This is a genomic window from Kribbella sp. NBC_00359 (assembly GCF_036097425.1).
Classification (GTDB): domain Bacteria; phylum Actinomycetota; class Actinomycetes; order Propionibacteriales; family Kribbellaceae; genus Kribbella.
This window is the reverse complement of record NZ_CP107975.1, coordinates 1,730,849-1,753,276: the sequence shown is the minus strand read 5'-3', so window position 1 is coordinate 1,753,276 and position 22,428 is coordinate 1,730,849. Positions and strand designations below refer to the sequence as shown.

At 67.6% G+C, this 22,428-nt stretch carries 23 protein-coding genes; 7 read left to right on the top strand and 16 right to left on the bottom strand.

Features of this window, described 5'->3' with window-relative positions:
- Window positions 1–3: 3 nt before the first annotated feature.
- Together OG876_RS08485 and OG876_RS08480 are read right to left on the bottom strand one after the other, a co-directional pair.
- A complete protein-coding gene (locus OG876_RS08485) occupies window positions 4–555 on the bottom strand; it encodes an RDD family protein (RefSeq protein WP_328524234.1) in 552 nt (183 codons plus the stop codon).
- Window positions 556–636: 81 nt separating this feature from the next.
- Complete coding sequence (locus OG876_RS08480) at window positions 637–1,032, bottom strand: RDD family protein (protein WP_442914163.1); 396 nt, start codon at window positions 1,030–1,032, stop codon at window positions 637–639.
- Window positions 1,033–1,089: 57 nt separating this feature from the next.
- On the opposite strand from OG876_RS08480, the gene OG876_RS08475 reads away from it, so the two are divergent.
- Window positions 1,090–1,329, top strand: coding sequence for a hypothetical protein (locus tag OG876_RS08475; protein WP_328524232.1), 240 nt, complete (start codon window positions 1,090–1,092; stop codon window positions 1,327–1,329).
- A 145-nt stretch (window positions 1,330–1,474) separates the two neighbouring features.
- Window positions 1,475–1,915: a DUF2752 domain-containing protein gene (locus OG876_RS08470; protein WP_328524231.1), complete on the top strand. Its 441-nt coding sequence runs from the start codon at window positions 1,475–1,477 to the stop codon at window positions 1,913–1,915.
- A gap of 42 nt (window positions 1,916–1,957) precedes the next feature.
- Here the strand turns inward: OG876_RS08470 and OG876_RS08465 are convergent, their stop codons facing one another.
- The 10 genes from OG876_RS08465 to OG876_RS08420 all read right to left on the bottom strand — a co-directional run bounded on the left by OG876_RS08465 (window position 1,958) and on the right by OG876_RS08420 (window position 13,739).
- A complete protein-coding gene (locus OG876_RS08465) occupies window positions 1,958–2,620 on the bottom strand; it encodes a DUF4190 domain-containing protein (RefSeq protein ID WP_328524230.1) in 663 nt (220 codons plus the stop codon).
- 182 nt (window positions 2,621–2,802) lie between these two features.
- Complete coding sequence (gene pstB, locus OG876_RS08460; protein WP_328524229.1) at window positions 2,803–3,579, bottom strand: phosphate ABC transporter ATP-binding protein PstB; 777 nt, start codon at window positions 3,577–3,579, stop codon at window positions 2,803–2,805.
- Between the two features lie 22 nt (window positions 3,580–3,601).
- Complete coding sequence (gene pstA / locus OG876_RS08455) at window positions 3,602–4,522, bottom strand: phosphate ABC transporter permease PstA (protein ID WP_328524228.1); 921 nt, start codon at window positions 4,520–4,522, stop codon at window positions 3,602–3,604.
- Complete coding sequence (gene pstC / locus OG876_RS08450) at window positions 4,519–5,481, bottom strand: phosphate ABC transporter permease subunit PstC (RefSeq protein WP_328526872.1); 963 nt, start codon at window positions 5,479–5,481, stop codon at window positions 4,519–4,521. The genes pstA and pstC overlap by 4 nt, the downstream gene beginning before the upstream one ends.
- A 564-nt stretch (window positions 5,482–6,045) precedes the next feature.
- Window positions 6,046–7,182 (bottom strand): phosphate ABC transporter substrate-binding protein PstS, encoded by a 1,137-nt coding sequence (gene pstS / locus OG876_RS08445; RefSeq protein WP_328524227.1) that lies wholly within the window; start codon window positions 7,180–7,182, stop codon window positions 6,046–6,048.
- Window positions 7,183–7,400: 218 nt separating this feature from the next.
- On the bottom strand, window positions 7,401–8,693 hold the full coding sequence (locus OG876_RS08440) for a hypothetical protein (RefSeq protein ID WP_328524226.1): 1,293 nt from the start codon (window positions 8,691–8,693) through the stop codon (window positions 7,401–7,403).
- Window positions 8,693–9,970, bottom strand: coding sequence for a hypothetical protein (locus tag OG876_RS08435; RefSeq protein WP_328524225.1), 1,278 nt, complete (start codon window positions 9,968–9,970; stop codon window positions 8,693–8,695). The genes OG876_RS08440 and OG876_RS08435 overlap by 1 nt, the downstream gene beginning before the upstream one ends.
- 118 nt (window positions 9,971–10,088) lie before the next feature.
- Window positions 10,089–10,562, bottom strand: coding sequence for a bifunctional nuclease family protein (locus tag OG876_RS08430; RefSeq protein ID WP_442914112.1), 474 nt, complete (start codon window positions 10,560–10,562; stop codon window positions 10,089–10,091).
- 129 nt (window positions 10,563–10,691) lie between these two features.
- The gene (locus OG876_RS08425; protein WP_328524224.1) at window positions 10,692–11,570 is read right to left on the bottom strand and encodes an NUDIX hydrolase; all 879 of its coding nucleotides are present in this window, start codon (window positions 11,568–11,570) and stop codon (window positions 10,692–10,694) included.
- A 9-nt stretch (window positions 11,571–11,579) separates the two neighbouring features.
- Window positions 11,580–13,739 (bottom strand): RNA degradosome polyphosphate kinase, encoded by a 2,160-nt coding sequence (locus OG876_RS08420; RefSeq protein ID WP_328524223.1) that lies wholly within the window; start codon window positions 13,737–13,739, stop codon window positions 11,580–11,582.
- A gap of 107 nt (window positions 13,740–13,846) precedes the next feature.
- On the opposite strand from OG876_RS08420, the gene OG876_RS08415 reads away from it, so the two are divergent.
- Window positions 13,847–14,902 carry an alpha/beta hydrolase gene (locus OG876_RS08415; RefSeq protein ID WP_328524222.1) on the top strand — a complete coding sequence of 352 codons (1,056 nt, stop codon included), beginning with the start codon at window positions 13,847–13,849 and terminating at the stop codon, window positions 14,900–14,902.
- Here the strand turns inward: OG876_RS08415 and OG876_RS08410 are convergent.
- From OG876_RS08410 to mshD, 3 genes are all read right to left on the bottom strand, one after another.
- On the bottom strand, window positions 14,899–15,312 hold the full coding sequence (locus OG876_RS08410) for a PKD domain-containing protein (RefSeq protein WP_328524221.1): 414 nt from the start codon (window positions 15,310–15,312) through the stop codon (window positions 14,899–14,901). The genes OG876_RS08415 and OG876_RS08410 overlap by 4 nt on opposite strands.
- 497 nt (window positions 15,313–15,809) lie before the next feature.
- Window positions 15,810–16,427, bottom strand: a complete 618-nt coding sequence (locus tag OG876_RS08405; protein ID WP_328524220.1) for a DUF6318 family protein — start codon at window positions 16,425–16,427, stop codon at window positions 15,810–15,812.
- A 205-nt stretch (window positions 16,428–16,632) separates the two neighbouring features.
- The gene (gene mshD / locus OG876_RS08400; protein WP_328524219.1) at window positions 16,633–17,550 is read right to left on the bottom strand and encodes a mycothiol synthase; all 918 of its coding nucleotides are present in this window, start codon (window positions 17,548–17,550) and stop codon (window positions 16,633–16,635) included.
- Between the two features lie 137 nt (window positions 17,551–17,687).
- On the opposite strand from mshD, the gene OG876_RS08395 reads away from it, so the two are divergent.
- The 3 genes from OG876_RS08395 (at window position 17,688) to OG876_RS08385 (ending at window position 21,159) form a co-directional block, all read left to right on the top strand.
- Entirely contained in the window at window positions 17,688–19,466 is a 1,779-nt protein-coding gene (locus tag OG876_RS08395; protein WP_328524218.1) for a bifunctional metallophosphatase/5'-nucleotidase, read from the top strand.
- Window positions 19,467–19,679: 213 nt separating this feature from the next.
- Complete coding sequence (locus OG876_RS08390; RefSeq protein ID WP_328521197.1) at window positions 19,680–20,666, top strand: IS481 family transposase; 987 nt, start codon at window positions 19,680–19,682, stop codon at window positions 20,664–20,666.
- A gap of 184 nt (window positions 20,667–20,850) precedes the next feature.
- Window positions 20,851–21,159, top strand: coding sequence for a hypothetical protein (locus tag OG876_RS08385; RefSeq protein ID WP_328524217.1), 309 nt, complete (start codon window positions 20,851–20,853; stop codon window positions 21,157–21,159).
- A 132-nt stretch (window positions 21,160–21,291) separates the two neighbouring features.
- Here the strand turns inward: OG876_RS08385 and OG876_RS08380 are convergent, their stop codons facing one another.
- A complete protein-coding gene (locus tag OG876_RS08380) occupies window positions 21,292–21,531 on the bottom strand; it encodes a MoaD/ThiS family protein (RefSeq protein WP_328524216.1) in 240 nt (79 codons plus the stop codon).
- A 162-nt stretch (window positions 21,532–21,693) separates the two neighbouring features.
- Between OG876_RS08380 and OG876_RS08375 the strand changes: the two genes are divergently transcribed.
- The gene (locus tag OG876_RS08375; RefSeq protein ID WP_328524215.1) at window positions 21,694–22,404 is read left to right on the top strand and encodes a response regulator transcription factor; all 711 of its coding nucleotides are present in this window, start codon (window positions 21,694–21,696) and stop codon (window positions 22,402–22,404) included.
- The last annotated feature ends 24 nt before the right edge of the window (window positions 22,405–22,428 follow it).

Below are 22,428 nucleotides of genomic sequence, written 5' to 3'. Positions count from 1 at the left end.
TGCTCAGGAGTGGATGACGATGTCGTTGACCACTTTGTCGTGCCAGGTCTGCTGCTTGTCGTCCCAGAGCGGCCAGAGCACGTTGAGAATGCAGAGCTGGTTGAAGATCTGGGCGAGGATCTCACGGCCGAGATTCGGACCGATGCCGATCAGCTGACCGGTCTGCGAGTGCACGACCTTCAGGCCGGTCAGCTTCTTCCCGAAGGACTGGCCGGTGCGCCCCTGCTGGATGACCCGGTTCCAGACCCACACCACGAACGCGAGCAGGAAGCCGGCGCCGATGGCGATTCCGCCGCCCGGGCCGAGCTGCTCCTGGTCGCCGTCGATGACCAGGGACAGGATCGCGCCGGCGATCGCCGGGATCGAGACGATCAGCGAGTCGAGGATCGAGGCGCCGACACGGATCGGCCATCCGGCCGGCTGTCCGGGCGGCGCGTAGCCGTACCCGTACCCCACCGGCCCGTGACTACCTTGTCCGTAAGGGTTGTAGCCCTGCTGGTGGTACTGGCCCGGTTGTCCCGGTGGGTACTGCGGGTTGTACGGAGGGGTGGTCACCTGCGGGGTCCTTTCTGCGGCCGAGATGCCGAACGCCGCGGCCTCGAGGGGCCACGGCGTCCGGGAGATCGCGCTACGACGTCAGAGCTTGATGACGTAGGTGTTGTTGATCTTGTCCGCGAACGTCTGCCGCTTGTCGTCCCACAGCGGCCACAGGTAGCCGATGTAGCAGGCCGCGCCGTCCAGGAAGTGAGTGAGCTGGCGAACGAACGTCTTACCCGCGCCGAGCGGCTGGCCGGTCTCGGCGCCGACCAGCTTCAGGCCGAGGACCTGCTTGCCCACGGTCTGGCCGGTGCTGCCCTGACGGATCACGATGTTCCAGATCCCCAGACCGATGCCGATCAGGTAGAAGATCAGGGCCACGATCGACAGGCCGGAGTTGTTGCTGCTGGCCAGCGCGCTACCGATCCCGTACGGGACACCGGCGATCAGGCCGTCGATGAGCACACCGCCGACCCGGTTCGGCCAGGCCGCCAGGTTGCCCGGGATCCCGCCGAAACCACCCGGCTGTCCGTAGCCCTGGGGGTAGCCCGGTTGGCCGTACGGCTGCCCGTAGCCCGGCTGCTGACCGTACTGACCAGGCTGACCCGGCTGCTGCGGATAGCCGCCCGGCTGCTGCCCGTACTGCGCCGGCTGCGGCTGGCCGTACCCCGGCTGCTGCCCATAGCCAGGTTGCGGCTGGCCGCCATAGCCGGGCTGCTGACCGTACTGGCCCGGCTGCTGCGCGGGCTGTCCGTACTGGCCAGGCTGGCCGTACTGACCCGGCTGCTGTGAGTCTTGAGGGCCGTAACCCGGCGGCGGCGTCGGATTGCTCACGACGGTCCTTTCTCCTGATTGCTGTTGAGGGGACTTGCAGGCTAGTCGTCGGACGGCTCAGACCGGGCAACGGATCCCACGAGATGAGGGTTACCGTTGTCCGGTGAGCCTTTCGCTGAGCGTCGTACTCCGGCCGACCGGTCCGGTCCAGCCACTGGACCGGCGCGTGTGGGGCCTGACCGCGGTGGGAGTGGGTGGGTTCGGGCTGGCGGCCGTCTACCAACTGTCGGGTGGGCAGATCGGTGTTCCGTGCATTCTGCACGCGACCACGGGGCTGAACTGCCCGCTCTGTGGGTCGACCAGGATGGCGGCGGCTCTACTGCGCGGTGATCTGGACGCCGCCTGGCACTTCAACCCGGTGGTGCTGGTCCTCGGCCCGCTCGTCGGTGTTGCCGTCGGCTACCAGTTGCTTGCCTGGTCGCTCGAATCGCTCCGGCTGGTCCGGCTGCCACGGCTGACGATGAGCCCGCGGGTGGCCGACTGGCTGATCAAGGGAGTCATCGCCCTACTGCTCGTGTACGGCGTCGCCCGCAACCTGAACTGAGTCGTCGCCGGGCCGTGTGGTGTGCCACGGCCCGGCGGGACGTCAGCTCGCGAGGTAGCCGATGAGGTAGAAGAGGATCCCGAGGCCGATCAGGACGACGCCGCCGATCCAGGCGACCTTGGCCAGGGTGTCCGAGCGGCCCTGCTCGCGGAACTTGCTCTGGGCAATCAGACCGAGGACGACCGAGGCCGGGGTGCAGATGACGAAGCAGACGATGCCGATGATGGCGAGCACCTGCGGAGTGCTGCTCTGCGGGGCAGCGCCGTATCCGTAGCCGCCGGGCTGGCCGTACTGCCCGTAGGCGCCGGGCTGGCCGTACGACCCGGGCTGCTGACCGTACTGGCCGTAGGAACCAGGCTGCTGGCCATAGCCGGGCTGCTGCTGACCGTAGCCCGGCTGCTGCCCGTACTGACCCGGCTGTCCCGGGTAGCCGCCCTGGCCGTACTGACCAGGCTGCTGCGGTTGCCCGTAGCCGGGCTGCTGACCGTACTGGCCCGGCTGACCGTATTGGTCCGGCTGACCGTATTGGTCCGGCTGACCGTACTGACCGGGCTGCTCCTGGCCGGGCTGGTTGTACGGACCCGGCTGGCTGTACGGGTTCGGCTGGCCGTATTGGCTCGGCGGTTGCTGCCCCGGGGTCTCGGGGGTGTCCTGCGGCCGGTTCGGGTCGTTCTGGTCGTCGCCCGGAGGCGTCGGAGTGCTCACCGCGGTCCCTTCTGAGAACGTCGAGGATCTCCGAAGGCTATCTTTTCCAGGGGTTCTCGGTCACGCACCCTCACCGGATCCCGAACGCCTCGAACGAGTCCCGCCGCCGCGACGTGCTGTCGCGGCGGCAGGAGAAGTACCAGATCGAACGGTCCGCCCGGGGGCTTCCGTCGTACGGCGGATCAGCCGAAGCGGCCGGTGATGTAGTCCTCGGTCGCCTTCTCGTTCGGGTTCGAGAAGATCATCTTGGTCGAACCCATCTCGATCAGCCGGCCCGGCTTACCGGTCGCGGCCAGGTTGAAGAATCCGGTTTGGTCCGACACCCGGGCCGCCTGCTGCATGTTGTGGGTGACGATGACGACGGTGAACTTGTCCTTCAGCTTCTCGATCAGGTCCTCGATCGCCAGCGTCGAGATCGGGTCGAGGGCCGAGCACGGCTCGTCCATCAGGATCACCTGCGGCTCGACCGCGATCGCCCGGGCGATGCAGAGCCGCTGCTGCTGACCACCGGACAGCCCGGCGCCGGGCTTGTCCAGCCGGTCCTTGACCTCGTTCCAGAGGTTGGCGCCGTGCAGGGACTGCTCGACCACCTCGGTGAGCTTCTTGCGGTCCTTGACACCGTTCAGCTTCAGGCCGGACGCGACGTTGTCGAAGATCGACATGGTCGGGAACGGGTTCGGTCGCTGGAACACCATGCCGACCACGCGGCGGACCGCCACCGGGTCGATCCCGGTCGCGTACAGGTCCTGCTGGTCCAGCATCACCTTGCCCTCGACCCGGGCGCCGGGGATCACCTCGTGCATCCGGTTGAGAGTGCGCAGGAAGGTGGACTTGCCGCAGCCGGACGGGCCGATGAACGCGGTGACCGAGCGGGGCTCGATCGTCATCGACACGTCCTCCACCGCCTTGAAGTCACCGTAGTAGACGTTGAGGCCGCTGACCTCGATGCGCTTCGCCATATCGACTCAGTACCTCTCGTGACTATTTCGACTTGATCGCGCTGAACCGGGCGATCAGCCGGGCCAGCACGTTGAGGACAAGGACAAGCAGGATCAGCGTCAGCGCGGCCGCCCAGACCCGGTCAGCGGCCGGCTGCAGTGCCAGCTCGGTCCGGTCCTGGTTGATCATCGTCGGCAGCGCACCCATGAACCCGTTGAACGGGTTCAGGTTGATGTTCTTGGAGTAGCCGACCAGGATCAGCAGCGGCGCGGTCTCACCCATCACGCGGGCCAGACCGAGCATCACGCCGGTGACGATGCCGCCGAACGCGGTCGGCACGACCACCTTCAGGATCGTCTTCCACTTCGGTACGCCGAGTGCGTACGACGCCTCGCGTAACTCGTCCGGGACGAGTTTCAGCATCTCCTCCGTCGAGCGCAGTACGACGGGGAGCATCAGCAGCACCAGCGCGAGCGACACCGCGAACCCGACCCGGTTGAAGCCGAACACCGTGATCCAGACTGCGTAGATGAACAGCGCGGCGACGATCGACGGGACGCCGGTGAGGATGTCGATCATGAAGCTGACCACGCGGGCGGCCTTGGTCCCCTTGCCGTACTCGACCAGGAAGATCGCGCCCATGACCGCGATCGGGACCGCGATCAGGGCGGTGATCAGGGCCATGATCAGCGTGCCCATGATCGCGTGGTACGCGCCGCCGCCCTCACGCCGGACCGTGATACCGCGCTGCGACTGGGTCCACCAGTCCGCGCTCAGCAGCAGGTGGTAGCCCTTGCTGATCACGGTGACGAGGATCCAGACCAGCGGGATCATCGCGAGGATGAAGGCCAGCCCGATGAGCACGGTGGCCAGCGTGTTCTTGAAGGCCCGTGCGCCCGACTTCCCGGACAGGTCCAGAGCCTGGCCCTCGAACGCCGGCTTGTTTTCAGCGATCGCGGTCATGACTTGGCTCCTTCGGCTGCGGCGGGCGCGCTCGTGCGGCGGTTGCGCCGGGGGCGCCGGCCACCGGGTCCGCTGCGCTCGACGATGATCCGGGCCGCGGAGTTGACCAGGAACGTCACCACGAACAGGACCAGGCCCGCCGCGATGTAGGCACCGGTCTTCTCCGGCGAATCGAACTCGGCGGCGTTGTTGGCGATCTTCGACGCGAACGTCTCGCCACCGGCGAAGATCGACGAGTTCCACGGGTCGTTGCCGTTCGGCACCGACAGGATGATCAGGACGGCGACCGTCTCACCGAGCGCACGGCCCAGACCGAGCATCGAGGCGCTGACGACACCGGACCGGCCGTACGGGAGGACCGCCATCCGGATCATCTCCCACTTGGTCGCGCCGAGCGCGAGGGCGCCCTCGCGGTGCGTGATCGGGGTCTGCTGGAAGATCTCGCGGCTGATCGCTGTGACGACCGGCAGGATCATGATCGCCAGCACCACCGACGCGGTGAACACCACACCGACGTTGTCGCCCGGCGGCTTCTCGAACAGCGGGATCCAGCCCAGCGCGTCGGACAGGCCGTTGATCACCGGGAGCAGGATCGGGGCGAAGAACAGGATGCCCCACAGGCCGTAGATGATCGACGGGACGGCAGCCAGCAGATCCACCGCGTACGCGACCGGCTGGGCCAGGCGTTTCGGCGCGTAGTAGGTGACGAACAGCGCGACCCCGATCGCGATCGGGACCGCGATCAGCATCGCGATGATCGAGCTGATCACGGTGGTGTAGAACATCGCGGCGATACCGAACCGGGGATTGTCGCCGCCGGGCTCCCAGATCCGGGAGAACAGGAAGCTGCTCTTGTCGTCGGCCAGCGCGGGAATCGCCAGCGCCAGCAGGAAGATGCCGACGAACGCGACGATCGCGACGACCAGGCCGCCGGACCCGCGGGCCAGTCCGCTGAACAGCCGGTCGCCGAGGTGACCGACCGGGCCGAGGTCGAGCTTCGGTTCCTTCGCGCCGGCGTCGGCCGGTGCGGTCCCGGTCCCCGTCTCGACGCCGGTCTCGGTCAGCGTCTCGGCGGCTTCGTGCTCCGCGTGCTCATCGGCCAGGCCCTCGAACCGCGGGGCCGGCGTGGCGGCCTCGTGGACGAGATCTTCGATCCGGGGTCCGCCCGTGCCTGCCTGGGCTGCCGGATCCGCCGTCCGGTCCGCGGCCACCTGGTCCGCGGTCGGGGTGCCGGCAGCCGCCTGCTCCGGGGTCTCGGCCGCCGCCTGGTCGGCGGCTGTGCCGTCCGGCCGGTCGGGCGGTGCCGTGCCGTCTGGACTACTCATCGATGGTGCTCCAAGCGCCTGGGTCGGGTGGTCAGGTCTGCTGCACGGTCTGCGCCGGCCCGGTCAAGGTCCGCCACGGTCTCGTCCGTTGCGGTCCAGCCCAGTTCGTCCGAACTGCTCCGGTTCCGACGAGGCGAAGCCCCGGCCGTCCTCCGATGACTCGGACCGGCCGGGGCTCGCATCAGTTTGCGTCCGTCGTCAGCTGATCGACTGGATCGCCGCGTCGACCTTGGTCCGGATCTCCTCCGGGAGCGGCGCGTAGTTCAGATCGGTCAGCGCGGCCTGTCCGTCCTTGCTCGCGAAGTAGCTCAGGAAGCTCTTCACCAGCGCGGTCTTCTCGGCCGGCAGACCCTTGCTGCAGGCGACCTCGTAGGTGACCAGGATGATCGGGTAGGCGCCCGGCTGCTTGGTCGCGTAGTCCAGCTTCAGCGACAGGTCGTTGCCGCCGGCGCTCGCCGGCTTGGCCGCGGCCAGCGCCTTTCCGGCGGAGTCGGCGCTCAGCTCGATCGGGGTGCCCGAGCCGTTGTCGATCAGCGCGATGCCGAGCTTGTTGTCGACCGCGTACGACCACTCGACGTAGGTGATCGAGTTCTTGGTGCTCTTCACGCCCTCCGCGACACCCGCGGACTTCTCCTTGCCGGCGCCGGTGCCGGTCCACTTCTTGGCCGGCGTACCGGTCCAGGCGCCACCACCGGAGGCGGCCAGGTACTTGGTGAAGTTCTCGGTGGTGCCGGACTCGTCGGACCGGAAGAACACCGAGATCGGGGCGGACGGCAACGTGACGCCCGGGTTCAGCTTGGCGATCGCCGGGTCGTTCCAGGTCTTGATGGTGCCCTGGAAGATCTTCGCGGCGGTCGGGCCGTCGAGGATCAGCTTGTCCACGCCGTCGACGTTGTAGGCGATCGCGACCGGGCCGATCACCATCGGCAGGTCGAGCGCGGCGTTGTTCTGGCAGCGCTTCGTGGCCTGCGCCATCTCGCTCGCGCCGCCATCGGTGGCCGCGGTCTTGAGCGCCGAGTCGGAGCCGGCGAAGTCGACCTGGGCCGCGTTGAACTGCTTGATGCCCGCACCGGAGCCGGTCGGGTTGTAGTTCACCGTGACGTCGGCGCACTGCTCGTTGTACTTGCTGATGATTTCGTCGATGGCGTTCTTCTGCGCCGAGGAGCCCTCAGCGTTCAGGGTGCCCTGCGGGCAGTCGGCGGCAGCGGAGGACGACGAACCACCGGGGCTCGAGGAACCGGTCGGTTCCGGGTCACTGCCACAGGCGCTCAGAGCGAGGACGCCGAGGGATGCCACGGCGACCGAGCCGACGCGGAGCAGGCGATTGACGGACACGAGAGTGTTGCCCTTCTGCGGGAATCAGACTTCTGAACTTCCACAGACGCTAAGGAGACGAAGTGACCGACCGGTCCGTCGTCGGTGAACGAGTGGTGAACGGTTCCGGTAGGGTGTGCGACGCTTGGCGTGCCGCCAGGCGGCCAACAGGTGAACTGAGTTAGGTGCCGTCACTCTCCGTCGACCCAAACGCCTGTTGGCTCACGTTTCGGTAACGCTCAGCGCACTGTCAACGTGAACGACCGGCTCCCCGTGGTCTCGATCGGCAACCCGTAGTACGACATCCCCGGAACAGCCACACGGTAGTACGTCTTCGTCCCACGCCCCGCGGCCCGCACGTACATCACCGCCTTGCCCTTGGTGACCGGCACCGCCAGGACACTCCGCCAGTACTTCCCGTCCCACCGCTGCAGCGCACCCTTGACGGTCCCACCCGGCCGCACATCCACCGTCAACTTCACCATCTGCCCAACCTGCGCACTGGCCACGTTGAACCCGGCCACAGCGAAGTTCGCCAGCGTCGGGACGTACTTCGGACTCGAGATCACCTGCGTAGTAACCACCCAGTCCCCCGAGGTGTACTGCCAGGCCGGAGCATAGAACCGGTACTCACGACCGCCAACGGCAACGGGCTGGGCCTGGAAGCCGAAGGTGTACGCCGTGTAGCGGCCGGCGTACTCCCATGGCTTGAAGGCGGCCGCACGGGTCTGCATGGTGATCGGAATGCCGCCGCCCTGCCACAGTGCGCACGGCACGTCGTCGGGCCACAGGCAGGTGTCCGCGCCTGCCGTGCCGGCGATCGTGATCGGTCGGCCGAACACGCCGAACGCGGGAACGGTCGTGATGGCGATCTTCATGGTGCTGAAGTCGATCCGGGCGGACGCCGAGGAGGTCCATTCGTTCATTGCCAGGACCCACGCAGGATAAGGACGTGAGCGTGCCGGGATGACGGCGGTCGTCGTACCCAGCGGATGCTTGAAGATCTCCATCTTCGGGCCGTCGTACGGTGTCCAGATCTTCGGACCGACCCATCCGACGGCACCGGCGGGCAGATCCAGCGGATCGTTCGGAGTGGTGTCCGCGGGAGCCGGCGTGTTCGTCCAGGTGAGTCGGAGAGAGCCGTCGGTCTGTGGTGCCGCGGCGGTGAGCTTGGGCGCCCCCGGTCCGTCGGTGTCGAACCACGGGGACACCGCCGGTGCGCTGTCGCCGTCTCCATTGGTCGTGACCACGGCGATCCGGGCGATTGTTCCGCCTCGGACTGTCCAGCGGGTGTTGAGGACGTTCGACGACTGGCTCACCCAGTCCGACGGACTGCCGCCGTCCTTGTACTCGATGCGGACCTTGTTCGCAGCGCCGGCATCCGACCAGGTCACTCGCATCAGGCCGGTGGCCGCATCGGCCCAGCTGACCTGGACATCGGTCGGCGTGTCCGGACCGGCCGCCCAGGCGGTGGCCTGCGCGCCAGTCAGCAGAGCCAGCGTGGTCGCGGCGACAACCGCTCCCCGGCGCATCAGCGCACGGTCAACTTGAAGGTGCGGCTGCCCGTCGTCTCGATCGGCAGCCCGTAGTAAGTCATCCCAGGCACAGCCACGCGGTAGTAGGTGGTCGTCCCACGGCCGGCAGCCCGCACGTACATGACCGCCTTCCCCTTCGTCACCGGCACCGTCAGCACACTCCGCCAGTACTTCCCGTCCCACCGCTGCAACGCGCCCTTGACCGTCCCGCCCGGCCGCACGGCGACGGTCAGCTTCACCATCTGGCCGACCTGAGCACTCGTCACGTTGAACCCGGCGACGTCGAACTTGGCCAGTGTCTTGGAGGAGCGTGCGGAGGTCGAGGAGGCCGGGGTCAGGATGATCTCGAGCTGGTCGACGCGTTTCGTGGCCGGCACGTACAGCCGGAACTGACGCCCGCCCACCGATCCGATCGGCGTCCTGAACGGCGCGACGGTGTCACCGGAGAACCGGCCGACGGTCTTCCAGGTCGTGGTCGCGGTGGGCCGGGCCTGCAGGTCCACCGGGATCCCGCTGGTGCGGTGCTCGGCGCAGGAACACTTGTACATGTCGAGCCTGCTCTCGATCCCGAGGTAGTCCCCGAAGCTGCCCTGCGCCGGTACGGCGATCCCGGCGGCCATCGTGCCGACGACGACTCGCTGCCGGGTGGGCACCTGAGGCATCTGAAGACCCCATTCGTTGCCACCGGAGATCGCCACCGAGTACGGCCGCGGACGGGACGGAATCGTCATCGTCGTGGTGCCGGCCGGCAGCGACACCACCTCACGCTGGTCGGTGCCGGGGCCGGAGATCGTGGCCTTGATCCACCCGTACGACGAAGGCCGATCGAGCGGATCATTCGGCGTGGTGTCCTGGGCCGCGGCGGCCTGTGACCAGCTGATGGTCGTCGACAGATTCGCGAGCAGGTTGGCGTCCTCGACCTTCGGCGCGGCCGGTTGCAACGTGTCGAACCAGGCCGACGGCGTCGCGGCGCTCTCCACTCCGTCGACCCGGCTGGTCACCGTCAACCGCACCCGGTCCCGCTCGGCCAGCCCCGGAAGCAGAACCTCGTTCGGCCCGCCCGCATCCGTGAGTTCGAGCACCTGGGTGAGGTCGGGATACTCGACGCGCACGAAGTTGGCCGTGCCACTGTCCTGCCAGGACACCCGCAGCTTGCCGTCCGCCGCCCAGCCCACCTGAACGTCGGTCGGCGCCTCGGGGGCCGCCCAGGCGGCGGTCTGGCTGCCGGCGAGTAGGGCGGCGACGATCGACGTCGCCAGGACGGCTTTTCGCATGCGGGAACCCCCAGGTCTGGACGCCTGGCGGTCACCCCTGCCGTCAGCGTGCGCTAGAAAATAGCGCATCCAGGGGAGTCGCGGCGAGTTCCCTCACCCCGATTGCAGCTTCCTGCAATCAGCTGGAGAAGTCCTCCGGGGCGACGCCGTCGAGGAACTTGCGGAAGCGTTCGAGTTCGGCCTGTTCTTCCTCGGGGGTGGCGACACCGGCTTCGCGGAGCACCTGTTCGGTGCAGCGGATCGGCGTACCGAGACGCACCGCCAGGGCGACCGAATCGCTCGGCCGGGCCGAGACCCGGGCACCGTTGGCGAGCACGAGTTCGGCATAGAAGACGGCGTCGCGCAGCTCGACGATCTCGACCGCCTCGATCTGTACGCCGAACGCCTGGATCAGATCGCGCATCAGGTCATGGGTGAGCGGCCGCGACGGACGCAGGCCCTGCTCCTCGTACGCGATCGCAGTCGCCTCGACCGAGCCGATCGAGATCGGCAGGTAGCGGTAGCCCTCGGTCTCGCGCAGCATCATCACCGGGGCCCGGTTGGGCGATTCCATCCGGATCCCGATCAGTGTCAGTTCTCGCATCATCGTCATGGTGCGCCCCGAACCTCTCCTCAGACCGGCACCCGGTAGGGCGCCGGTTCCTCGAACAGGAACATACCCGTCAGTTCCAGTGTCACCCGGAGACACCATCTCCTGTGCCTGGATCGTCACCGACCCGTGTCACGGTGCACCGAATCGCTCGTAAACCACGCTGCCGTCGGCCAGTCGATGCGCCGCCAGAAAGGCCCCGGTGGCGAACTTCCCGACCTTGAGCCCGAGCTCCCGGGCCAGCGCGGGAAGCACCGGCCGGTGTGAGCACAGCACCGTCACCTTGCCCGGCTTCCACGCCTTCTCGCCCAGTCCACGCAGGCCGTCCGGATCGGCGTCGTACCCACGCTCGGAGATCTCCGGCCACAAGTGGATGTGCCGGTCGATCGAGACGGCGTACGGCGCCAGGGTCGCGGCACACCGATCCGCGTCACTGCTGATCAACCGGTCGGCCCCGATAGCGGCCAGCACGTCGCTGAGCCGTTCGGCGACCGCCGCACCGGAGTCGGTGAGCGGACGGGCGTTGTCCTTGCCGTCCCAGTCCTTCCGTTTCACGGCCTCGGCGTGCCGGACCACCACCAGCGTGGCGACGACCGGGATCACCCGGTCGAGCGCGTCCAGGATCTCGACGTCACGCGGATAGCTGAGTTTGCCGCGGGCCTTGTCCTCCGGGAGCCAGGTGATCTCGTCCACCTCGTCGTTCGGCTCGAAGGCGCTGTCGTCGGCCGCTGTGGCAGACCAGTAGTGGACCAGCTTCGGCGCGGTGCCGCCGTTCTTCCGGACCACATAGCGCTGCACACCCAGCGGTGGGCCGAGTACGACCTGCAGGCCGGTCTCTTCCTCGATCTCACGTCGTGCGGCGAGCAGTATGTGCTCGTGCGCGGTCAGCTTGCCTTTCGGGAGGGACCAGTCGTCGTACCGCGGCCGGTGCACCAGCAGCACCTGCCTGGTGCCGCGGCTCTCGCGCCAGACGACACCACCCGCGGCGATGACGGTCGCCGGGTTGCTCATGAATTCACCCTACGGAATGGGGTCTGCTGTTCGCCGTCGCCCACGCGTGGCGATGAGTCTTTCCTGAAGGTCGCGCAGTGGTTCGCCGTCCGGCCCGGTGAGCCTGGGCTGCCAGGTGTCGTCGGAGTGCAGCCACCACGAGCCGGTGCCCTCGTCCATGGCCAGGTCGAACATCTCGTCGAGCTCGGTGACGTGATCGGGCTCCTTCAGTTGCACGAGTACCTCGACCCGGCGGTCCAGGTTGCGGTGCATCAGGTCGGCCGAGCCGATCCACACCTCCGGCTCACCGCCGTTCTCGAACAGGAACACGCGGCTGTGCTCGAGGAACCGGCCCAGGATGCTGCGGACCTTGATGTTCTCGGACAGGCCCGGGATCTCGGGCCGGATCGTGCAGATGCCCCGGATCCACAGCTCCACGGGTACGCCGGCCTGCGACGCCCGGTAGAGCGCGTCACTCAGGGCCTCGTCGACCAGGCTGTTCACCTTGATCCGGACCCTCGCCGGCCGGCCCGCCAGGTGGTGCTGGATCTCTCGCTCGATCCGCTCCACGAGCCCCCGCCGTACCGACTGAGGTGCGACCAGGATCCGCCGGTAGCCGGCGCTGCGACCGAAGCCCGACAGGTGGTTGAACAGATGCGCGATGTCCTCGGTGACGACCTTGTCGCTGGTGAGCAGACCGAGATCCTCGTACAGGCGTGCGGTCTTGGGGTGGTAGTTGCCCGTGCCGATGTGAGCGTAGCGGCGCAGGCCGTCCGGCTCGTCGCGCACGACCAGCGACAGCTTGCAGTGCGTCTTGAGGCCGATCACGCCGTACACGACGTGGCAGCCGGCGTGCTCCAGCTGACGGGCCCACTTGATGTTCGCCTGCTCGTCGAAGCGGGCCTGGATCTCTACCAGCACCAGCACCTGCTTGCCGGACTCGGCGGCGTCGATCAGCGCGTCCACGATCGGTGAATCACCGGAGGTCCGGTAGAGCGTTTGCTTGATTGCGAGCACATGCGGGTCGGCGGCGGCCTGCTCGATGAACCGCTGCACACTCGTCGAGAAGGAGTCGTACGGGTGGTGCACGAGGACGTCGCGCTGCTTCAGGGCGTAGAACATGTCCGCCGGGTTGGCCGTCTCGACCTCCGACAGGTGCGGATGGGTCGACGGCACGAAGCCCGGGTACTTCAGCTCGGCCCGGTCCAGGCTCGCGATCGTGAACAGGCCTCGGAGGTCCAGCGGGCCGGGCAGCTCGAACACCTCGGCCTCGGTGACACCCAGCTCCGACAGCAGCAGCGCCCGCACCTGCGGGTCGATCGACTCCTCGACCTCGAGCCGGACCGGCGGACCGAACCGGCGGCGCAGCAGCTCCTTCTCGAGCGCGGCCAGCAGGTTCTCGGCGTCGTCCTCCTCGACCTCGAGGTCCTCGTTGCGGGTGACCCGGAAGGTGTGGTGCTGGGTGACCTCCATGCCCGGGAACAGCTGCCCCAGGTGCGTGGCGATGACGTCCTCGAGGGGGACGAACCGACCCTCGGCGACCCGCACGAACCGCGGCAGCAGCGGCGGCACCTTGACCCGGGCGAAGTGCTCGCCGCCGCTGTCCGGGTTGCGGACCACGACAGCCAGATTCAGGCTCAGGCCGGAGATGTAGGGGAACGGGTGCGACGGGTCGACTGCCAGCGGGGTCAGCACCGGGAAGACACGGTCCCGGAAGAACCGGGTCATCTCCTCGCGCTCGCCGTGCTCGAGCTCGTCCCAGCGCAGGATGTCGATGCCCTGCTCGGTCAGTGCCGGCTGGACCACCTTCCGCCAGGTCTCCGCCTGCCGGTCCATCAGCTCGCGGCTGCGGCTCAGGCTCCGGTCGAGCACCTCGCGCGGCAGCAGCCCGCTGGCCGCCCGCACCGCGACGCCGGCCGCGATCCGGCGCTTCAGACCGGCGATCCGGACCATGTAGAACTCGTCCAGGTTGCTGGCGAAGATGGCCAGGAACTTGGCCCGCTCGAGCAGCGGGATCCGGTCGTTCTCGGCCAGTTCGAGGACTCGCTGGTTGAACGCGAGCCAGCTGAGCTCGCGATCGGAAAAACGGTCGGCCGGAAGGTCGCCGGCCGCCGCGATGTCGTACGGCGGCTCGACGTCGTACTCCCGGTTATGCGACGCCAGCAAGTCTCCAGCCACATCGACCAGCATCCCATCCTTTGGTGAACAAGGGGTAGCCGTCTCGCGGGTCCACGGATGTGACGTTCCCGTTGCCTCGACGCCCGTGTCCGTGGTCGCTGTTGCTAGCGTCACTCCTTGTGAACCAAAGACTGGACTCGGTGCTCCGAGGCGCGGTGACCGCCGTACAGGCGAACGCCCTGACCCCGCTGTTCGCGCTGCCGACCGCCGTCCGGCGCCGGCTGGCCGGCCCGCCGATCCAGATCGACGGCAACACGCTCGACCCCGAGCTGCAGCTGCTCCTCCGGGTGAAGGCTTTGTTGCCGGATACAACGAAGTCCGACGCGGCCGTGGCCCGTGCGCACCTGAAGTACCTGTGCCTGCTCGTGGCCGGACGCCCGGTCGAACTACAGCGCGTGACCGAGTTGACCGTTCGCGGCGCTGACGGCCAGCTGGGCGCCCGGCTGTACGTCCCGCGCGACGCCGGCCGCGGCCTGCTGGTGTTCCTCCACGGCGGCGGCTGGGTCGTCGGCGACCTCGAAACCCACGACCCGCTCTGCCGGGCGCTGGCCGCCGATGCCGGCATCAGGGTCCTGGCGGTCGACTACCGCCTCGCTCCCGAGGCGCCGGCCCCGACCGCCGCAGAGGACGCGATCGCCGCCTTCACCTGGGCCGTCGAGCATGCCGACGACCTCGGCGTCGATCCGTCCCTGATCGCGGTCGGCGGCGACAGCGCCGGCGGCAACCTGGCCGCGGTCGTCGCCCAGCAGACCGTGCGCCGCAACCTCCCGCAGCCCGCCCTGCAGGTCCTCCTCTACCCAGGCCTCGACCTGGTCGGCCGCCGCCCCAGCCGGGACCTCTTCCCCGAGGGCTTCATCCTCACCGAGGACGACATCATCTGGTACCGAGACCACTACACGCCGGACCCCAAGATCCGCCCGAACCCCTTGGTCTCCCCGATGCTGGCCGAGGACCTCACCGGCCTGCCCCCGACCTATCTCACCACCGCCGGCTTCGACCCCCTCCGCGACGAAGGCAACGAGTACGCCCAAGCCCTCAAGTCCGCCGGCAACCACCTCACCCACGTCCCCCACCCCTCCCTGACCCACGGCTACGCCAACCTCCTGAACATCCCCGGCACAACCCGAGAAGCCCACACCCACCTCACCAACCACCTGAAGTCCGTACTGCACTAGCCAGGCGGATCCACCAACACAGGGACCGCCTCACGAACCTGCAGTGGAGTGGCGGGTCCGGTGACCGGGACCGTGCCGTCGACGTACTGCCACCCGGTATCGGCAACGTTGAAACGAGCCGCATAGCTGGTCGTCAAGGTCAGCCTGACTGCGCCACGCTTGATGTACTTATGCGTGATCTCCTTCGCCGGGTAGGGCTTACCAGGCGTACTAGTCGTCAACGCCGGCGTACCATCCCCGAAATTCCAGCTATAGCTGACCGGCGTAGCTTCAACCACAACGGGAAACCCCAGCAAAGTAACGGTGCTCGTCGACACCTTGCTCTCATCGGTGTAAACAATCGTGTCCAGATTCACCAAAGTCCGCCCCCGCGGCTGCACCTTCACCGCCAACGCCGGAAACAACACCACCTTCGACTCCGCCAAAACCTGCCCCCAAGTCACATCCTGAGGCCGAGCCCGCACAACCACCCCCGGCAACCTCCGCCTACCAGCCGTCGTCTCCTGATGCACATCCGGCATACACCGAGCCGGCCCAGGCACAGTCCCATCCGGCTGCATCCGCCCACAGATCCCGATGTTGAGGCGGAATGGCCGCTGGGAAGTCACCCGAGGATCTCGAATGACGTTTTCGGCGGCAGGATGGTTCTTCCGCGGTTGGCGTGGCGGTCTTGGCGGCAGAGACGGATCGAGTCGGCGACGCTGTTGCTGACGCCGCTGTTGCTCGGCTGTCAGCTTGACGCCGTGCTTGCCGGGTTTCCCGCCGACGACCGGCGGACGAGGTGAGGCGGCACTCGTGGTTGTCCCTTGATGAACGATGCCCGAGCCGAGGGCCTGGCTGGGTCCGGCGACGGTCACACTCGCGACGATCGTCACCGCAAGCGGCGGGAGCAACCAGCTCGTGCGCTTCATTCCTTGATTTCCAGCTCGTACATGACCCAGTTGCTGCCTTGAGTCGACAGGGTGAACTCCATGACGGCCGAGCTTGCGGGCCGAGCCACAGGCTTGGCCGACGGTGACGGCCGCTCCATATAGGCGCCGCTCCGCAGTTCCGCAGATCCACCGACTTTCCCTGAACTCCCGCGGACTATCTCCTTGACCGAAATGAGCTTGTCCAAGTAGTCGCCGCTGAGGCCGCCATTCGATGCGTTGGAAAACTTGACGAAGTCGCTGATCGCCTTGCAACCGATGCAGCCGTCATCACTCTCAGCCATGAAGTACTGCGAATCGCCCGTTGCGTATGCATAGTTCTGCAGCGAGACGTAGTAGCCGATGAATGCTTCGGCCGCCGAGAGGCTGAGTCCCGCCGCGTTTGCAGGCCGCGTCGGCGGTGCCGAGGGTGTGGGGACTCCAGTTGGTGTGCTGGTGGAGGTCGAGGTGGGTGGCGCTGTGCTCGATGCACCGGATGTCGATGCCGTCGCGTCGGGGTGCCCGGCGTCCGGGCTGGGGGAGGTGCAGGCGGTTAGGAGCAGGGTTGTTGCTAGGCAGGTCAGTAGTGGGGCGGCTGGCCTGTTGCGGTTAGTCACCTTTGTCACCTCTCCGTAGTCGACCTGATCGTAGTCGGGTGGGAGCGGGTGGGGATGTCAAAAGGTGCAGGTGTGGATAAGTGGTGCGGGCCAGGAGCCGTCCGGCTGGGGGGTTAGAGGCGCAGACGGCTCCTGGTTGGTGATGGGACGGGTCGGCCAGCGGATTATGACGTGAAGTGAGCGAGTGGTTTCGCTGTGATGTCGTTCACAGGGCGCTGGAGGGGGCGTACTGGACATCCAGGGCGGCTGTGGTGAAGCCGAGGGTGTTGTAGAGGGAGCGGGCTGCGGTGTTGGTGCCGTCTACGTAGAGGACGACGGTGTCGAGGTCGCGGTCTTCCTGGAGGTGGTGGAGGCCTTGGAGGGTGAGGGCCTTGCCCAAGCCGCTGCCCTGGTGGGCGGGAGAGACGCCGACCACGTAAACCTCGCCGACACCGTCCTCGACCTTCGTCCAGTGGAAGCCGGCCAGAGCTCCGGTGCTGGAGTCCACGGCCAGGAAGAAGCCGTTCGGGTCGAACCACGGCTGCTGCAGGCGTTCCGCCAAGTCGGCCGCCGTCCAGCTGCCCTGCTCGGGGTGGTCCGCAAACGCCTCGCTGTTCACCTTCAGCCAGGCCGCGTCGTCCTGTCCGGGCACAAACGTCCGTACGGCGATCCCGTCCGGCCACACCGGGTCGGGGAGAGATGCCCTGGTACGGCGAAGGAAGTAGAGCTCTCGTGTGACCTCCAGACCGAGTCGATTCGCCAATTCGTCGGAGCCAGGCAGTCGTCCGTGTGCCCACACGCGGGTCCGGTGGCCGCCGTGGTCGAGCAGCATGCGGAGTAGCGCCGTACCGGTGCCATGGCGTCTGGCTGTTGGGGCGACCACCAACTCGGCCGAGCCGTCTGGTGCGAGGGCGCCGTACCCGATGAGGTTTCGGGCGCTCTGCAGACCTGTGACCTCGATCGTGCCCGGCTCGCCCTCGTACGCGAGTACGTGCAGGTCGTCCGGGTGTTCGCCGTCGAGGTGGAGCAGGGTGCGCTCGGAGAGCGGGTGGACGCCGTCGCTCTGTGCTGCTGAGCGGGCGAGTTCCGTGACGGCGGCGGCAGTAGCCGAGGGCAACGGTGAGGGTACGGCTTCGAGAGTCACGGGAATACCGTAAAAGGTCCTGGTCAGTTCATGCTCAAGTCCTTGGCGGGGTCACGCCGGGCCGGGTAATTTCGCGGCACCGCGGAGCTTTTCGCGGGACCGCCACCCGCGGTGACCGCCACGACGACGGAGTAGACATGGCCCTGACAGGACGAGACAAGACGCGGTTGGGGGGACGACGGGCCGTTGGCCTGCTCGCCGCCGGGACGGTCGCGGTGCTCGCCATGGCCACGGGGGGAACCGTGACCCAGGCGGCGCCGGCGAAACCCAAGCCGACGCACACCCAGATCCAACTGCTCGCCATCAACGACTTCCACGGCAACCTGGAGCCGGCGACGGGCTCGAGCGGCAACATCAACGGCATCCCGGCGGGCGGCGCGGCGTACCTCGCGACCCACTTGAAGGACCTGCGCGCGGCCGCGGAGGCCAAGGGGCAGGACTCCGTCACGGTCGCCGCCGGTGACCTGATCGGCGCATCGCCGCTGCTGTCGGCCGCGTTCCACGACGAACCGACCATCGAGGCGTTGAACGGGATGGGCCTGGAGGCGGCCTCGGTCGGCAACCACGAGTTCGACGAGGGCTGGCACGAGCTGCTCCGGATGCAGACCGGCGGCTGCCTGCCGGACGGCGACGGGCAGAACAACCAGAACTCCTGCCCGGACCCGCAGCACCCGTTCAAGGGTGCCAAGTTCAAGTACTTGTCCGCGAACGTGTTCTTCGAGAACACGCAGAAGACGCTGTTCGCGCCGTACACGATCAAGACCTTCGATGACGGCCAGAAGGTCGGGTTCATCGGCATGACGCTGGAGAACACGCCGAACATCGTCACCAAGTCCGGTGTCGAGGGGCTGACCTTCAAGGACGAGGTCGAGACGGCGAACGCGCTGGTCCCGATCCTGAAGAAGAAGGGTGTGAAGTCGATCGTCGTGCTGCTGCACGAGGGCGGGTTCCCGGCCGACCCGAAGGCGTACAACAGCTGCCCGGGCATCTCCGGTCCAGTGGTCGACATCAACGCCGGCCTGGACCCGGAGATCGACGCGATCATCTCCGGCCACACCCACCAGGCGTACAACTGCTCCCTGCTGGACAGCGCCAAGCAGCCGCGGCTCGTCACCAGTGCCTCGTCGTTCGGCCGGCTCGTGACCGAGGTCCGGCTGAGCATCAACAACGCGACTGGTGACGTCGACCGGGTGAACACGCTGGCCAACAACCAGATCGTCACCCAGGACGTGGTGCAGGACCGCAAGACGGCCGAGCTGATCGCGAAGTACAAGACGCTGGTCGACCCGATCGCGAACAAGGTGATCGGTCACATCACCACGCCGTCGGTCGTGCGGACGCCCGACGACTCGCTCGAGTCGCCACTGGGCAACCTGATCGCGGACGCTCAGCTCGCCGATCCGTCGGTCGTGACGGGCGGGAAGACGCCGGTGGTCGCGTTCATGAACCCGGGCGGCATCCGTGCCGATCTGGCGTCGACCAACGGTCAGGTGACCTTCGGGCAGGCGTTCACCGTTCAGCCGTTCAACAACTTCCTGGTGTCGATGGACATGACCGGGGCGCAGATCAAGGCGTTGCTGGAGCAGCAGTTCTCCGGGGTGAACGGTCCGGAGGCGCCGAAGTTCAAGGTGCTCCAGGTCGCGGGCATCACCTACACCTGGAACCCGGCCGCCGCGGCGGGCTCGAAGGTGGTCGCGGACTCGATCAGGATCGCCGGCCAGCCGCTGGTGGACGGTACGTCGTACCGCATCGTGACGAACAACTTCCTCTCCGACGGTGGCGACGGCTTCCCCGCCTTCACCACAGCGACGAACAAGTTCTTCGGCGGCCTCGACATCGACGCCTTCGCCAACTACCTGACCGCTCACGACCCCTACACCCCGGTCGCCACGGACCGCATCTCCATCGGCTCCTGACAACCAGCCGGTACGCCGCATCAGTCGGTACGCCGTGACCCGGCCGGTACGCCGTTGTGCGCGGCGTACCGGCCTCGGCGGGGGACGGTTGCGGCGCCAGGGGCTAATTGTTGTGACCCAGCAGGTTGTTGACGGCGTGGTGGCTTGATCGTGGGAGGACCTCCGGGCGGAGTGGATGTGTCTGACGCATCGACTTCGACCACGGAGGTCCTCATGGCCCACGCTAATGCCCGGACAAACTTGTTTGGTCGCAGGCTGATCGTTGAGCGGGTCGCGGCCGGGTGGCCGCCGGCGCAGGTGGCCGAGCAGCTGGGCATTTCGCGGGCCACGGTGCACAAGTGGCTGCGCCGCTACCGACAGGCCGGAGACGCGGGCCTGGTCGACCGGTCGTCGCGGCCGCGACGCTCACCGAACCGGCTGCCGGCCCGGACCGAGCAGTCGGTACTGGCCGCGCGCCGGCACCGCCGCCGCGGCGCGGTCGTGCTGGCCGCCGAGCTTGGCCTGAACCCATCCACCGTGGGCCGGGTCCTGTCCCGCCACCAGGTTCCGCACCTGGCCACACTCGACCCGATCACCGGCCAGCCAGTCCGTTCACCACGCCACTCCCAGATCCGCTACGAATACGACCGCCCCGGCGCGATGATCCACGTCGACGTGAAGAAACTCGCCCGGGTCCCGGCCGGAGGGGGCTGGCGCCTGCGCGGCGCCGAGGCCACCGTCGCCCACAAGCACAAGAAGACCCTGATCGGCTACGACTACGTCCACACCGCCATCGACGACCACACCCGCCTGGCCTACTCCGAAGTACTGCCCGACGAACGCGACCCAACCTGCGCCGTGTTCCTGCACCGCGCCCTGACCTGGTTCACCACCCACGGCATCACCGTCGAACGCGTTCTCACCGACAACGCCATGGTCTACCGACGCGGCCACGGCTGGGCCGCCACCTGCACCACCTGGCACCTCAAACGCCGCTACACCCGACCCCGCTGCCCCTGGACCAACGGCAAAGCAGAACGCTTCAACCGCACCCTGCTCACCGAATGGGCCTACGCCCAACCCTGGACCAGCAACACCGACCGCAACCAAGCCCTCGACAACTTCCTCGACCACTACAACAATCGACGCGGCCACTCCGCCCTCGCAGGCAAACCACCCATCACCCGGCTCAACCCGCGTCAACAACCTCGCGGGTCATAACAGCTAATCGGCCGCAGACGGTTCGTCGCCAGGGGCCTAAGTCGCTCCGAGTCTCGTTACAGGTGGGGCTTCTGAGGCTCCTGGGTTTGGTGGGTCGCGTTGTGCGGTGGCGCAGGTTGTGGCTTTTACGTTCGTGTGAGGTTGCTGCTACCTTGCGTATTCGGTTCTTTTCGGAAGGTGACCGATGTCGCACGTTGCTCCGACTTCGCATCGCCGTGCGGCCCGGGCGTCGCATCGCGGGCATCGCAGTGAGGATGGGCCGATCCAGGTCACTACCTGGCTGGGGTTGACGTTCGCGTTCGTGGTGGGGCTGGTGCTGACCGGGCGGGCGCATGTGGGCGTTCACGCGGCGGGGATCACGTTGCTGGTGATGCTGGTTCCGCTGACGGTGGCAGTGTTCGTGACCGCGTTCCGGCGGGGGTTCGGGTCGGGGAAGGCGGCGTTGACGACCGCTGTCGCGCTCGCCTTCGTACTGCTGAAGTTCTTCCTCTGATCAGCACCCCGAGGGCGAAGGATCTGCTGAATCAGCACCGGGAGCGAAGGTGCAGCCGTCGGCGACGAGTCCGACGCGGGGCGCAGTGGTCAGCCGTCGAGCAGGGGTCAGCCGCTGGCTATCAGGTCGGGGTTAGCCGCCGGCGAAGGGTGGGAGGGCGTCTACTTGGGCGCCGGCGGAGAGGGCGGTGGTGGGGTCTGCGCGTTCGCCGTTGAGAAGGAAGGTGCAGATCGAGAGGACGCGGGCCAGTTCGGGGCGGTCGGCCGAGACGGTGGTGACGAGGTCGCGGATCGAGGTGGCTTCGGCGGTCGCGGTGGACCGGCCGGCCGCGGAGCGCGCGGCGGCGAAGTACCTGATGGTCACTTCCGGCATGTGGTCGCAGGCCTCACTTATCGGTTAAGTCTTCCGCTATTATGTCAGCTTGCTGTTGCTTCCAGTGTGTCTCGGGCCCCCGGCAATGACGCCGCTGGGGCCTGATGTGCACAAGGACCGGGTCGCTCACCGAGGATCCGATGATCAGCACAAGGAGACAGCGTGAGCACGTTGCTTCTGCTGACGAACGCGTTGCAGGCCTCCACAGAGGTCCTGCCGTCGCTCGCCCTGCTGCCGCACCAGATCCGGATCCTGCCCGCCGAGGTCGCCGCCTTGGTCGATGCTCCGGACGCGGACGCTGTCCTGCTCGACGCCCGGCGTGACCTGGTCGCCGTCCGCGGGGTGTCCCGCCTGATCCGTACGACGGGAATCGACGTACCGCTGATCCTGGTCGTCACCGAGGGCGGTCTGACCGCGGTGAACGCGGACTGGGGTGCGGACGACGTACTGCTCGACACGGCCGGTCCGGCGGAGATCGAGGCACGGCTGCGCCTCGTCATCGGCCGGCTCGCCGCGGTGCGGAACGAGGAGCCCGACTCCACGCTGATCCGCAGCGGCGATGTCGTGATCGACGAGGCGTCGTACACGGCGAAGCTCAACGGGCGGGCGCTCGACCTGACCTACAAGGAGTTCGAGCTGTTCAAGTTCCTAGCGCAGCATCCGGGGCGGGTGTTCACCCGGGAGCAGTTGCTGCAGGAGGTCTGGGGCTACGACTACTTCGGCGGCACACGGACGGTGGACGTTCACGTACGGCGGTTGCGCGCGAAGCTCGGCCCGGAGCACGAGTCGCTGATCGGCACCGTACGAAACGTCGGGTACCGCTTCGTCATCCCGCCGACCACAACCCGCGAGACCGCGGACGCCAACGCCTGACCCTCGCACTCGACCTGCGTGAGC